The sequence below is a fragment of the Fictibacillus iocasae genome (assembly GCF_042665465.1).
In the GTDB taxonomy this organism is placed as follows: Bacteria; Bacillota; Bacilli; order Bacillales; family Fictibacillaceae; genus Fictibacillus; species Fictibacillus iocasae.
Window position 1 is genome coordinate 26134 of sequence record NZ_JBHTCP010000050.1, and the last position, 13628, is coordinate 39761.

A 13628-nucleotide genomic window follows, 5' to 3' on the forward strand; every position below is an offset into this window, starting at 1 on the left:
GAGAGATTCTATTTGGAGCAATGCAGCTGTTTAAATTCTGTTATGAGCCATACATTATCCCAAACATCACATGAATCTGAAGAAACCTTTTCAGTCATCATCGTATTAAAAAGAAAATCAATCGTTACTCACGTTTCACAGCTGTGCACACTGGAAACATGCGACAGGCCTCGCCATTATTTAGCTCACATCATGATGTTCACTGGTGAATTTTGCAAAAAAACATTGCTGAAGCTTGCAGCACATAACGATGTTCAAGCCATATCTGACGATTATACAGTCCGTGCTCAGCTCGACATTGCCACCCCCACTGTTGGCTCAACAGCAATTAGAAACCAACTCGGGTTAACCGGTAACAATGTGACACTTGCCATTGTGGATACCGGAGTGTTTCCTCACCCTGACCTGACACTGCCAACCAACCGCATCATCAACTTTATTGACTTTGTTAACGGAAGAATAGCGCCGTATGATGACAACGGGCACGGTACCCATGTGGCAGGTGATGCTGCAGGAAATGGACAGTCATCTGGCGGTAAATACGCTGGACCTGCTCCTGGCGCAAGGATTGTCGTCGTTAAAGTGCTGGATCGGTTCGGGTTTGGCACAGTGACGCAAATATTGAACGGCATTAACTATGTGATCCAAACGAAAAACACGTTTAAAATCCGAATCATGAACCTGTCTCTTGGCGGTGAACCGACCACTTCTTATCTGCTGGATCCTATCGCTACCGCGTGCCGCAGAGCATGGATTCGCGGTATCATTGTTGTGGCGGCCGCTGGCAACTCTGGACCATCCGGAACGACCAACACACCTGGTTATGATCCGTTGATCATCACTGTCGGAGCTCTTAACGATCAAAATACACAGAGCCGAGCAGACGATGTTCCATCCTTATACACAAGTGTAAAGCCTACGTTTGATGGTTTCATTAAAGCAGATATTGAAGTCCCAGGTACGAATATCACTTCTCTTCTTGCTCCAAACTCTTTTTTAGTTCAGCAGAATCCGCAAAACATTGTTGCACCTAATTATTTTAAACTGACAGGAACTTCGATGGCATCTGGTATAGCAACGGGCATGATTGCTCAGTTTCTTCAAGCCTACCCTCAACTTACACCAGATGTTGCGAAAGTGCGCTATGTAGAATCCTCCCAATACTTTGCCAACGATACACCAGGTTACGCTCTACAAAATCGAATTTTCACGCTTCAAGACAACATTAGGAGTTTAAGTTGATAACTTAAATAGATTTGGGCTGGCATTATTTTGTCAGCCTTTTTTCATTGTTAAAAGAAATTAAAAAAATATTTTGATAGGCATGCATAAATTTTCCAATGTTATCCACACTAATGATACAAGGAGGTGATACATATGGCACGCAACAACAACTCGAACGAATTAGTCGTTGCAGGAGCACAAGCAGCTCTTGATCAAATGAAGTATGAGATCGCTTCTGAATTCGGCGTACAGCTTGGACCTGACACAACTTCCCGCGCAAACGGATCGGTTGGCGGTGAAATTACAAAGCGCCTTGTTCAAATGGCTGAGCAGCAGCTTGGCGGAGGATACAGACGCTAAACAAAGGAAGGGCTTCCGACATGGAGCTCTTTTTTCATGCTCATAATTATGTTCTGTATGTCACTCTCTCACATACTATTTAAATAGACCGCCATACTGATTTGGCGTGCTGAAACAGCAGCACCGTTTACGGGAGGGCGAAAAATTGAACGAGCACCGCTGTCTTGATCCCGCATTACTAACCATTCTTTCGAAAAAAAATCTACTGCCTGAACACCTGTTCAATGCTGTTATTGTTTTAAAACAATCCTCTTCTATTAATGATATTTCGCAGTTATGCAAGCTTCAGAAATGCGATAAACCGAAAGACTGGCTGCCTCACATACAAATGTTTACAGGATCATTTTGCAAACAAACCCTTTTTTCGATAGCTGATCATCCTGATGTCCTTGCAATTTCACACGACTATGAAGTTCGAGCTTTATTAAATATCGCCACTCCTGCAGTTGATGCAACGGCTGTGCGTGTCAATTTCGGGCTGACTGGAGCTGGCGTAACGATCGCTGTCGTGGACACAGGTGTCTTTCCTCACCCCGATCTCACTCAGCCGACCAATCGAATTATTAACTTTAAAGACTTTGTGAATTTTCGTACCACTCCATATGACGATAACGGTCACGGAACGCATATCACAGGTGATGCGGCGAGCAACGGCCAATCATCAGGAGGCCGTTACATCGGACCCGCACCGCAAGCTCGAATTGTCGGAGTCAAGGTGCTCAACCGGACAGGAACTGGAACACTCACCCAGATTCTCAATGGCATCAACTATGTCATTTCCGTCCGGACTACTTTTAATATCCGCATCATGAATCTTTCACTTGGCAGCATTCCAACAACCTCCTATCTTCAAGACCCCATAGCAACCGCATGCAGGCGCGCTTGGATTCGCGGTATTTTTGTCGTCACTGCAGCTGGGGATACGGGTCCGAGCGGTACGATCAACACACCTGGATATGACCCTCTTCTCATCACAGCTGGCGCCATCAATGACCAGCGCACCATTACAAGAGCAGACGATGTGCCTGCTCTTTATACGAGTGTCAAGCCGACGGTTGACGGAGGCATTAAGCCTGACATCAATGTACCGGGCACCTCACTTGTTTCATTGTTAGCTCCTAACTCATTTTTAGCGCAGAGCTTTCCGCGCAACATCGTACCGCCAAACTATTTTATCTTATCTGGTACTTCTGTTGCTTCAGGCCTCCTATCAGGTATGGCTGCACAAGTGCTGCAGGCGTATCCTAACTTTACACCGGATATTCTAAAGATCCGCTATATCGAGACCTCTACCTACTTTGCCAACGATGTGCCCGGTTACGCTATCCAAACTAAAATTTTAAGGCTGCAGGCAGACATTGTTAGACTCGGAGGATAAACGTCTCGTTTTTTAAACGGAAAAGGAGCTTTCGGCAACGTGCCAAAAGCTCCTTCTTATTCGTTATAGTGTTTGAATACATTCAACGGTATCGTTTCGTGTGTTGTTGACGGCCGATGAAACCGCTGCGGTCTCTAGCCGCGGATCGGGAAAGTCTTCAAAATTCCAGCCTTTTAGCCAGTCTTGACCTTGTTTGGCAGAAAGTACTAGTGGCATGCGATGATGATACGATTGCATAAAGGAATCACTTTCTTTTGTAAGGATTGCACAAGTCGCATGATTATCTTTATTGCTTTTTGACCAGATGCCTGCAAATGCCACAATCTGTTGATCGGTCGCTGTAAATCGGTACGGCTGCTTGTGTCCATTTTCATTGCGCCACTCATAAAATCCGTTCGCGGGGATAAGACAGCGTCTTTGGGAAAAAGAGTGTTTAAAACTTGCTTTCTCAGCTGCCGTTTCTATACGAGCATTGATCAAAGGTTTTCCGCTCCACCCCTCACCTGCCCATTCAGGAACAAATCCCCACTTTATATAACCCGCTCTGTTGCCCTTGCTGCTCGCTACAACGCATAAGATGTCTTGACCTGGAGCGATATTATAGCGCGGTTCGTATAAAAAATCATGGTGTGATAAATCAAACATGTGTAGTAAATACTCTTTCTCGGTATATAGCATATATCTTCCGCACATCTCGAGACCTCCTTCTCAATGCAAATAAACGCAGGGTCCGGCAACACGTACCGGACCCTGAAAAAAGGCATAAATAAAACCAGGGTTCTCGTATCCCTGGCTGGAAAAAGGTAGCTTAAGTATAGCATGTTTTCCTTGTTTCTGCCAAAAGAGAAAGCAGGTTTTGAAAAAAATAAACCTTTTGACTTATGCCTCGTCCCATGGCTTTTTGACTCCAAATTCCTGAGCCAGCCTTTTGCTTTCTTCTCTTCTCTTTTTCCTTGCGACCGCCCGCTCAGAAGCATGGTCATGCAGCCATTTTTCTTCCGGTGTTTCTGGAACAGCTTTCGGAACAGGAACCGGTTTGCCGTCTTCACCGAGCGCGACAAACGTTAAAAAGGACACGGCACACACTTTTCGTTCACCGCTTAACAAATTTTCAGCGATAACTTTTACGAAAACTTCCATCGATGTTTTGTGCGTCCACGTTACGAACGCTTCAAGGCAGACAGCGTGTCCTTCTTTAATCGGATGCAGAAAATCAACTGAGTCGGTAGAAGCGGTGACCACATGCTTGCGTGCATGGCGAATCGCCGCTATCGCCGCCACGTCGTCAATGTAAGCCATTAGCTTGCCGCCAAAAAGTGTTTTATGGTTGTTCGTATCTGGTGGCAGCACGACGGCGGACTTAACCGTGCGGGATTCTTTCACAAACTTTTCATTTTCCATTATCTTTCTTCCTTTCTTTCAACCAGCTCTCATGAGAAGGAGTATGCTACCTTTTTAATGTATAAAAAACCTCCGCTAATCATGCAGCAGAGGTTTTGTTTCTTCTTTATTTTTTCACTACAGCGTGTCCGCCAAACTCATTGCGAAGTGCTGCAACCACTTTTCCGTGGAACGTGTCATCTTCAAGTGAACGGAAGCGCATGAACTGAGAAAGCGCGATTACAGGCGCTGACGCTTGGAAATCAAGTGCCGCTTCAACTGTCCAGATCCCTTCTCCTGAAGAATTCATCACACCGCGGATATCTTCAAGCTTCGGCTGTTTCGAGAACGCATTAATCATAAGCTCCATCAGCCAGCTGCGGATAACCGAACCGTTGTTCCACACTTTTGATACCGCTTCATAATCGTAATCAAAATCACTTTTATCTAGAATTTCGAACCCTTCCCCAATCGCCTGCATCATACCGTACTCGATGCCGTTGTGAACCATTTTCAAGAAATGTCCGCTACCTGCACGCCCTGTGATCATGAAACCATCAGGAACAGAAATGCTCTCATACATAGGTGCAAGGTAGTTTACCGCATCCTCGTCTCCGCCCATCATCGCGCAAATACCGTTGCGAGCGCCTTCTGTACCGCCGCTTGTGCCCACATCAACTAAGTGAATGCCATCCGCTTTTAGTTCTTCATAGCGGCGAAGTGTATCTTTGTACATCGAGTTTCCAGCATCAATGATGATGTCACCTTCTGTTAGGTGCTGCTTTAATTCAGAGATAACGGAATCTACAATTTTACCAGCTGGAACAAGCAAAATGACCGCTCGGCGTCCTGTGAACGCAGCAGAAAGTTCCGCAAGAGATGATACGCCTTTCGCACCTTTTGATGCGATGTCGTTCACGGTATCTTGATTTGTGTCTGTCGCAATAACGGTATATCCTTTATCCAGCATGTTCTGTGCAATATTAAAGCCCATTTTCCCAAGGCCGACTAAACCGATTTCCATTGCTATTCCTCCATTTATGTAAGTTTCTTCAGCATTTGATAAATTTTATTATTCCACTTTTTCTCTAGCGGTAACCTACCAAACACCACACTGATTTATACCTTATCGAAAAACGAAGGAAAAGACAACAATCGTGGTATAGAAAAGCATAAGTTTTCTCATGACATCCCATTTTATAGGTAAGGAGGTGAGAATATGGCCAAGAAAAGTGCTGGAAAGGGACAAAGAGCGTCCAGCGTCAACCCACAGGGAATGAGCCCTGATGCGGAGTTCGCAAAAGAACCTCACACGAAACTAGAAGATACTGCCAAAAAGAAAAACACGAAAATGTAAAGGTTGGGGTCCGGTACCTTTTCTCTTCGCAGCTGACTTAAGCGTGGTTGAAAAGAAAAGTGTACCGGACCCCTGCTATTTAAAAAGGGCAAGAATGTCCAAACACATTTTTCATTGTTGACATACTTTATAGGAAAACATGTGAAAGGAAGTTTTCCTGTAATGCGTAAAATCATTATGTTGGCGTTAATCGGACTTGTCGCTCAATTAATTGACGGTTCTTTAGGCATGGCCTACGGTGTAACGTCCACCACTTTGTTGCTATGGTATGGCTTAAGCCCTGCTTTAGCGTCTGCGTCTGTTCATCTTGCGGAGGTGGTCACGGCTGGTGCATCTGGACTCTCTCACTGGAAGTTTGGAAACGTTGATAGACGGATTGTCAAAAAACTTGTCATCCCCGGGTCACTCGGTGCGTTTTCTGGTGCTGCGCTGTTGTCTTCTATTCCAGCACATTTAGCAAAGCCCTTTATCTCCATCTTTTTATTGTCTCTTGGTGTATATGTCATTTTGCGCTTTGTTTTCTTTAAGAAACAAGAGGACTTGGCCAAAGAAAATCACACGGCTGAGCTTCCTGTACGAAAATGGTATACCCCGCTCGGGTTTTTCGCAGGATTGCTGGATGCGACAGGCGGCGGAGGCTGGGGACCGATTACGACCCCTGTTTTGTTATCGCAAAAAGGGATGAAGCCGAATAAAGTCATCGGTTCGGTTAATTTTAGCGAATTTGCTGTTGCCTTGTCTGCGTCTGTAGGATTCTTTATCTTTATCGGTTTTGAGTCGCTGCAATGGCAAATTGTCGTTTTCATGATGCTTGGCGGTGTCATCGCGGCTCCTATCGCGGCTTATATTGTGAAAAAGATGAGAACCGAACTGCTTGGCGTTCTTGCCGGCGGTTTGATCATCCTTACGAATTTGAGGACCATTTTAAAAGAATTTGCCGGTGTTTCGGTTGGAGAACCCCAAATCCTGCTCCCACTCCTTCTTATCTGGCTGCTGCTTATCGTCAGAGCCGTTCGAAAAGGATAACCTTTAGTGAGGGTCCGGTACTTTCACATATGATCTGAGTCACAATGCGGTGAAAAAGCAGAAGGTACCGGACCCCAACCAACTTATCAATACGCACTCATCAACTTAGATTTGGTGAAATACGGAAAGTCGACCGAACAAAGGCGTCAGTCGCCCGCGGATATGATTTTTCAGCCGCGTATCCTCGGATTACGTCCGCGCTTACGCATAAGTCAGCCGCAAACTTGTCGAATTCGCCAGCAAACGCTTCATCCATACAAAAAGCCGTCTCAAAAGTGTCGTTTCCATGACCTTCTGTGACGGCTTTTTTACTTTACAAATTATTTTGAAGCTTCAAGAGCCGAAACTTTCATCGTTCGCGTGTCTTCGTTGCCTCTCAGCACTTTCCAACCATATAAAACGATCAACAACAGTGAAATTCCGCCATAGAGAACGGCCATATGCTGTATGCCGAGCGTGTCGAGGAAATAACCGGTCATGATCATGAATAGCGGAAACATAAGGCTTTCAATCATCCGCTTAAATGAAAAGAAACGGCCATGAAATTCTTGCGGTACTTCTACTTGAAAAATGGTATTGGAAACCGGAAAATAAACACCGACAGTCAGTCCGAATAACGCGAACGAAACAAACGGCATCCAATGAATAGTTGAAAAATAAAGCGTGAGCTGAGAAATCGCTACAAGCGTGACGGCTCCTAAAAGGACCGGTACAATCGCACGCTGCTTCAGGAATCTGTTTAAAATGACCGAACCAAGAAAGACAGCGGCTCCTTCGACCATATAAAGCGTTCCTTTTATGGATGGATTATTCTGAAGTTCAGATATCTCGATAATCATCAAATTGAACCCAGCTAAAAACAAATAGGGCACGATGACGAGAAGAAATGGCGTTATAATAGCAGGATGTGCTTTGAATATAGGAAACACTTCTTTAAATCTTGATCTATTTTTATTCGTTGTGCTCGCCTTCTCTTCCTTATGCTCGTTTACCTTTAGAAAGGTTAAGCAAACAAACGTCGCGATATATGCGATTAATGTAATCAAGTAAAGTGAAAACAAGCTTACCTTTACGAGCATGAACCCAGCCAGCGCAGTCCCGGCAATTCGGCTTACCGTCATCATATTCTGAAGCAGAGCATTGGCTCCAAGCAGCTGTTCCCTTTCAAGGATGAGCGGCAAAAGAGCTTGAAATGCCGGCATAGTGAACGAGGCGGCAGCCCCCATAAACACGTTATATAGCAGCATCCACCAGACGGATCCGGTCTTAATTGCCGCGAACATGAAGAATACGGCAAATATTCTTACAAAACTAGACAATACAATAATGTTCTTTTTCGGCGCTTGATCGACTATCCTTCCAGCTAGAGGTGCTAATATCACGGCCATCAAAATGCCCACGATCAAGAACAGCGACTGATAAAAGGATGATTCGATATTCTGCTGTAAAAACTCAAGGTTGCCGATAATGCCAAACCAGAATCCGACATCAACGATCAGTGTGCCACCTAATATTAAAAGGAAGTTCTTGTTTTTCCACATATGCATTCTTCTTTCTTATCTGCTAATTTTCAAACCACAATATGCCAATTGTTCCTGCACCGACATGTACACCAATGGCGGGACTTAACTGACCGAGCGTAACGTCCATTCCATACTTTGCTGTCAGCAGCTGCTGCCATTTTTCTGCTTTTTCCTTGTCACCACTATATACAACACTTACGCCAGAAAGGGTTGCGCACCGTTCATACGAATCATCGAACAATGCAAAAACGCGCTCATCCGCCTTTTTTTGTGTGCGAACCTTTTCAAGCGGAACGAGGGAGCCTTCATCAAAGGTGAGAATCGGTTTAATTTGAAGCAGATTACCTAGGAAAAAGCTTGCTCCAGAAAGTCTCCCTCCTTTATGAAGCTGGTCCAAATTCCCTACACAAACGATGCCTTTTACGCGATCGGCCATATCGGAAAGCTTACTGGCAATCTGTTCAGGTGCTAGACCATCCTTTTGCCATTCAATTCCTGAATAAAGAAGGTGGTTCATTGCATCTGACGTTATTTTGGAGTCAACGATATGCAGCGGGAAGCCTGCCATCTCAGCACCAATTCTAGAACTGTTCAACGTACCGCTCAGTTTGCCTGATACATGAACGGCTATACCGCAGTCATATTCCTTCTTTAAATTCTCGTAATATTGCGCGAACTCTGCAGGTGAAGGCTGACTAGTCGTAGGCTGCTGAGAATCACGATTAAGCTTTTCATAAAATTCATCTACTGAAATATCAATACCGTCTTTATAAATTTCTTCGCCAAATATAACAGAGACTGGTATAACGTGTATATGATGCTCTGAGGCTTTATCAAAAGAGAGACAGCTTGTACTGTCTGTAATCCACGCTATGTTTTTTCGTGTCATATTCCTACCCCCTTTTCTATAATCTATTTGCTAAACACATGGAAATATCCTTTTTTCTTGAAAAACCGGGCACGTGACATATAATGGAATAATACATAAAGTGCAAAATAAATAGATTAGGCATTCACATCTATTTTTAGATAATTTATACTATTATCAATAACAGTACATATTACTATTATCATTGCATATGGTGTGTGCCGTTAGCAGCATTTTGTATGGGGGGACTATTATTATGAGAGGATTGGCCAGCGACTTACTACTAGACATCGAACGGCTGGAATCAGCATACAACGAAATTCTGGAAGTGCTGAAACCTGAAATTTGGGAAGAAGAAGAAGTAACTGCTACCCAGTTTCATATTTTGAAAACGTTAATCAAAAAAGAAAAATGGACAGTGACCGAAATCGCTGATGCGATGCGAGTCCGTGCAAGCGCTACAACCGTCATTATTGACAGACTCGTCAAGCGCGGCCTTGTTAATCGTTATCGCTCTGATCTAGACCGTAGAATCGTTTACGTTGAAATTAATCCTGATGGCAAAGACACATACGAGCGCATCAATTCTAAACGAAACAGTGTCTTGATGAAATACATCTCACAGCTGCCAGAATCCACGCTGGTTCAATTAGTCTCTTCTTTTGAACAATTAGCTGCCGTCATTAAAAACAAATAAGCCTATTCAATATCCAGCATCGATCATGCTGGATTTTTTTATACGTAAAATACCTTAACATCACAGCCAATCGTACGATATAACCGTTAGACAACTTTACAAACTTTACAAAAAGGATAACGATTATGGCCAAAATAAAAAGACTGGAACTGCTGCTGCTTTCCATTAACTCAAAACAGCATTTTACATTAAAAGAGCTTGCGGAAGAATTTCAAGTGTCGACGCGGACGATTCAGCGCGATCTTATTCAGCTTACAGAAATGGGCCTGCCTATCGTATCCGAATTCGGTCCAAATGGCGGATATCGGCTAGAAAATGACCGTATCTTGCCGCCTGTCGGATTGACTGAAATGGAGGCACTAGCACTGCTTCATGCGGCTGATCCACACCTTCATGACTCATCACCTTGGAAGAACCCTGCCAGATCAGCCTATCGCAAGCTATTGGAATTCTTGCCACAGGATGCAAAAGAACTATTATTGCAGCGCCAAGATAGAGTCATGTTCCAAACGCCGCTTCCTGTTCATTCCGATTTTGTGGATCTTGTGATTGAGGCTTCCGTTAAGCAGAAAGTCATTTCTTTAACGACCAAAGATGGCATGAGCAACATACAGCCAATCGGCATTTTTTCCTTAAACGGCAGCTGGTACTGTCCAGCGTATTGTTTTACGAAAGAAGACTTTACCATTCTCTCTTTAAAAACTATACAGGCCGCATCTATCATTCAAGATGTGTCAGGTCCCAAAAACTTTCAAAACGTGACCATTTTAAATTGGGTACACACTATTGCATCACCTTCCCAGACGTTCCTTCATGTTCACCTTACATTGGAAGGAGCCTATTCGGTGTCGCTGCATCCTGTATTATCACAGCTTCTAACGATACATCCTGATGGTACTGGTGAAATCAAAGGAACTGTATTAAACGAATGCTTGCCGCTCATCTCAGACTGTATCACAGGACTTAAAGATGACGCCACGCTGCTCTCTCCTGTTTATCTAAGTAATGAGGGACAAACGGTTCAGATCGGTGGATTGGAGTCTGCTAAAGCATCGGTACTATAATACTGTGAGAAAAGAGTTTTTCATAAATAATGCTTTAAACACATAAAATGCCATGATTTGGAGTATAATAGATATATTCCAAATAAGGGGGTTCCCTATGGCCTTTTTCTCCAAACAGCAAGCTGAACCTGTACCTGATGTCGAAACGAAAGTATGGTCTTGTTCGAGCGAGTCCTGTTCTTGCTGGATGCGCGAGGACTATTCGCTTCATAAAACGCCGGACTGTCCGATCTGCAAGTCCGAAATGAAACAGGAAGTAAGGATGCTCCCCGAATTAAAATAATGATCGAAGCTTATGTGAACATACTGCCCGGTGAATAACTGGGCACAGAGCCGGGAAAACTAATCCCGGTTCTTTTTTTTTACTTTGAAAAAGCATAACTTTTAACTGTGAGGGAAACGATGATTCAGCAAAAAGTTACCGAGGGACGTATAAGATAAAGCTTGTCATCAGCCAAGCTTTCTTTAACTTTCACGGCGGTGTATGTCATCACTGAGTACACAGATTAAAACGACTATTTAAGAAAGCGGGTATCTTTATGACAGCTATGATTTTCATGGTTAGTGCATTTGTCTCCCTTCTCATGATTGGCTGTGCGATCCGTTTTCCCTATTTGGTGCGGGTATATAGCGGACTAGCCTTTTTGTCACTTCTAACAGCGGGAAGCCTCTTAAGTGTCACGATACTGAATGTAATGCGTGAGGGAGAAGTATTTATGACGACTGTCCATCGCGTTTTGCTCTCTCGTTTGTTTTTGATAGGTATTGGTTATTCTGGACTTTATGCCCTAGTCATGACCGGTTTATGTTTCATACACCCGAGAACGGGTAAACACCCTATAGACTAAAAGGAGGTAATTCAACTATGCAAACACCAAACACAACGAATACACACCCATATGAAGGGCAGTTCACACAAGACAACCACTCATCTTCAACAAAAGGAACCGGCTTTAGCACAGGAATGCTGGTTGGAGGCCTTATTGGAGCAGCAGCCGCTCTCTTGTTCGCACCCAAAACAGGAAAAGAAATGCGTGATTCTTTAGTATCACAATCTTCCAATTTAATGGACAAGACGATGCAAGTAAAGGATGAGGCCATGCTTCATGCTCAGTTAGGCGCAATGGATGCGAAAGATAAGGTATCGAATATGAGTACCACAGCTTCTTCAGCCGTAACAAGCTTGAAAGAAAAAGCTGGGAACCTTTCCATTTCTGCCAAACAGAAACTTCAGGAAGCAAAATCTCAGACTTCTGCGAATGAGGGAAGCGATCCTATGAACACAGCTGGCAGCGTACCTGACACGTCCAGCCCCTATTCTTCCGCTGCAAATGCTCAGGCTACGAAACAAGGATAACCTAGATAATAAGTAAGGCGGCAGACAAACTGTGCCGCTTTTCTTATTTCACCATGTACAGCAGCAACACACATGCTATTCACTTTGGATGGCTTACTTCATGCATCGCACACTTGTGAGTAGACTCCTAAAAAAAGTGCAAGCCGTCTCAAAAGGTCGTGGAAACGACACTTTCGAGACGGCTTTATTATTGTATTTGAGAGGGTTCGCGGGGGCATTCGACAAAAGTACGGCTAACTATTGTGAAGAACGGGCGAAATTCAAAGTCACGCGGCTTCAAAATTATATTCTCGGGCGACTACCGTCTCCACTTGGTTATTATTCCACTTTTATCCATATACGATACACGACTATATAGTTGAGCTTGATGCACCTAATCAAAAAAGATGCCCCGTAAGTTATGGGACATCCTCCACTTTATTTTATACCCACCACATTTGTGCGGGCTGTTCTGATATTAAAATAGACTGCAGGTTTTTCACGGCACGTGTGAAGCCTTCCTCTATGCTCATAATGGGGTCTTCGTGTTCGATGCTGACAACATAGTCATACCCAAACGTTCGAAGAGCACTCATCATATCGCTCCATTCCTGTACGCTGTGGCCGCAGCCGACTGAACGGAAGCTCCATGCACGCGTCTGCACTTCACCGTATGGCTGCATGTCTGTTAGACCGAACATGTTCACGTTATCTTGATCAATGTACGTATCCTTTGCATGGAAATGATGGATGGCACCAGCTTTCCCAAGTATTTTAATCGCTGCGACAGGATCAATTCCCTGCCACCAAAGATGGGAAGGATCAAGGTTTCCACCGACAGCATCACACGTTTCTTCACGAAGCTTTAGCAGCGTGTATGGTGTGTGAACGAGGAAACCGCCATGAAGCTCGAGGCCGATTTTCACACCGTGATCCTTTGCGAATTGGCCCCATGTACGCCAGTACGGAATGAGCTTTTCTTCCCACTGCCACTTCAGCACATCGCCATATTCGTTCGGCCAAGGCGCGACAGGCCAGTTCGGCGCCTTCGCGTTCTCGTGATCGCCTGGTACACCCGAAAAACAGTTCACGACTGGAACGCCCATCAAACCGGCGAGCTCCACTGTCTTAACAAACGTGTCATGTGATTCTTGAGCAAACTGCTGATCAGGTGAAAGAGGGTTGCCATGGCAGCTAAACGCTGAAATTGTCAAGCCGCGCTTTTCCACTTCGTTTAAATAGTTGTTGCGTTTTTCTTCGGATGACAACAGTTCATCCAGCGGGCAATGCGCGTTTCCTGGGTAGTTTCCTGTTCCAATTTCAACGGCTTGCACTCCTGCCGCTTTTACATAATCCAGCATTTCTGTAAACGACTTGTCTGCAAACAAAACTGTAAATACGCCTAGTTTCATAGG

General features: G+C 44.3%; 16 protein-coding genes. 10 read left to right on the top strand and 6 right to left on the bottom strand.

Annotated elements, in window-relative coordinates:
- The first annotated feature begins 12 nt into the window (after positions 1-12).
- The 3 genes from ACFQPF_RS15810 to ACFQPF_RS15820 all read left to right on the top strand — a co-directional run bounded on the left by ACFQPF_RS15810 (position 13) and on the right by ACFQPF_RS15820 (position 2962).
- Positions 13-1242 carry a S8 family peptidase gene (locus ACFQPF_RS15810; protein ID WP_379750705.1) on the top strand — a complete coding sequence of 410 codons (1230 nt, stop codon included), beginning with the start codon at positions 13-15 and terminating at the stop codon, positions 1240-1242.
- A gap of 135 nt (positions 1243-1377) precedes the next feature.
- Positions 1378-1584 carry an alpha/beta-type small acid-soluble spore protein gene (locus tag ACFQPF_RS15815; protein WP_066288466.1) on the top strand — a complete coding sequence of 69 codons (207 nt, stop codon included), beginning with the start codon at positions 1378-1380 and terminating at the stop codon, positions 1582-1584.
- 145 nt (positions 1585-1729) lie between these two features.
- Complete coding sequence (locus ACFQPF_RS15820; protein ID WP_379750707.1) at positions 1730-2962, top strand: S8 family peptidase; 1233 nt, start codon at positions 1730-1732, stop codon at positions 2960-2962.
- Between the two features lie 63 nt (positions 2963-3025).
- On the opposite strand, the gene ACFQPF_RS15825 is transcribed toward ACFQPF_RS15820, so the two are convergent.
- From ACFQPF_RS15825 to gnd, 3 genes are all read right to left on the bottom strand, one after another.
- On the bottom strand, positions 3026-3655 hold the full coding sequence (locus tag ACFQPF_RS15825) for an SOS response-associated peptidase (RefSeq protein WP_379750709.1): 630 nt from the start codon (positions 3653-3655) through the stop codon (positions 3026-3028).
- A 186-nt stretch (positions 3656-3841) separates the two neighbouring features.
- Positions 3842-4363: an acyl-CoA thioesterase gene (locus ACFQPF_RS15830; RefSeq protein ID WP_379750711.1), complete on the bottom strand. Its 522-nt coding sequence runs from the start codon at positions 4361-4363 to the stop codon at positions 3842-3844.
- 106 nt (positions 4364-4469) lie between these two features.
- Positions 4470-5366, bottom strand: a complete 897-nt coding sequence (gnd, locus tag ACFQPF_RS15835) for a phosphogluconate dehydrogenase (NAD(+)-dependent, decarboxylating) (RefSeq protein WP_379750713.1) — start codon at positions 5364-5366, stop codon at positions 4470-4472.
- A gap of 195 nt (positions 5367-5561) precedes the next feature.
- Here gnd and sspL point away from each other — a divergent pair, with 195 nt between their 5' ends.
- Together sspL and ACFQPF_RS15845 are read left to right on the top strand one after the other, a co-directional pair.
- Positions 5562-5699, top strand: a complete 138-nt coding sequence (gene sspL, locus ACFQPF_RS15840) for a small, acid-soluble spore protein L (RefSeq protein ID WP_379750715.1) — start codon at positions 5562-5564, stop codon at positions 5697-5699.
- 162 nt (positions 5700-5861) lie between these two features.
- Complete coding sequence (locus ACFQPF_RS15845) at positions 5862-6725, top strand: sulfite exporter TauE/SafE family protein (protein WP_379750717.1); 864 nt, start codon at positions 5862-5864, stop codon at positions 6723-6725.
- A gap of 320 nt (positions 6726-7045) precedes the next feature.
- Here the strand turns inward: ACFQPF_RS15845 and ACFQPF_RS15850 are convergent, their stop codons facing one another.
- Together ACFQPF_RS15850 and ACFQPF_RS15855 are read right to left on the bottom strand one after the other, a co-directional pair.
- Positions 7046-8266, bottom strand: a complete 1221-nt coding sequence (locus tag ACFQPF_RS15850; RefSeq protein WP_379750719.1) for an MFS transporter — start codon at positions 8264-8266, stop codon at positions 7046-7048.
- A 22-nt stretch (positions 8267-8288) separates the two neighbouring features.
- The gene (locus tag ACFQPF_RS15855; protein ID WP_379750721.1) at positions 8289-9137 is read right to left on the bottom strand and encodes a DegV family protein; all 849 of its coding nucleotides are present in this window, start codon (positions 9135-9137) and stop codon (positions 8289-8291) included.
- Positions 9138-9372: 235 nt separating this feature from the next.
- On the opposite strand from ACFQPF_RS15855, the gene ACFQPF_RS15860 reads away from it, so the two are divergent.
- From ACFQPF_RS15860 to ACFQPF_RS15880, 5 genes are all read left to right on the top strand, one after another.
- Complete coding sequence (locus ACFQPF_RS15860) at positions 9373-9813, top strand: MarR family winged helix-turn-helix transcriptional regulator (RefSeq protein WP_379750723.1); 441 nt, start codon at positions 9373-9375, stop codon at positions 9811-9813.
- 125 nt (positions 9814-9938) lie between these two features.
- Positions 9939-10877 carry a helix-turn-helix transcriptional regulator gene (locus tag ACFQPF_RS15865; protein WP_379750726.1) on the top strand — a complete coding sequence of 313 codons (939 nt, stop codon included), beginning with the start codon at positions 9939-9941 and terminating at the stop codon, positions 10875-10877.
- A 97-nt stretch (positions 10878-10974) separates the two neighbouring features.
- Complete coding sequence (locus ACFQPF_RS15870; RefSeq protein WP_094251176.1) at positions 10975-11160, top strand: cold-inducible protein YdjO-related protein; 186 nt, start codon at positions 10975-10977, stop codon at positions 11158-11160.
- A 256-nt stretch (positions 11161-11416) separates the two neighbouring features.
- On the top strand, positions 11417-11725 hold the full coding sequence (locus tag ACFQPF_RS15875; RefSeq protein WP_379750728.1) for a hypothetical protein: 309 nt from the start codon (positions 11417-11419) through the stop codon (positions 11723-11725).
- A gap of 17 nt (positions 11726-11742) precedes the next feature.
- Positions 11743-12234: a YtxH domain-containing protein gene (locus ACFQPF_RS15880; protein WP_379750730.1), complete on the top strand. Its 492-nt coding sequence runs from the start codon at positions 11743-11745 to the stop codon at positions 12232-12234.
- A gap of 422 nt (positions 12235-12656) precedes the next feature.
- Here ACFQPF_RS15880 and ACFQPF_RS15885 read toward each other — a convergent pair whose 3' ends face one another.
- A complete protein-coding gene (locus tag ACFQPF_RS15885) occupies positions 12657-13625 on the bottom strand; it encodes a sugar phosphate isomerase/epimerase family protein (RefSeq protein ID WP_379750732.1) in 969 nt (322 codons plus the stop codon).
- Positions 13626-13628: the final 3 nt, after the last annotated feature.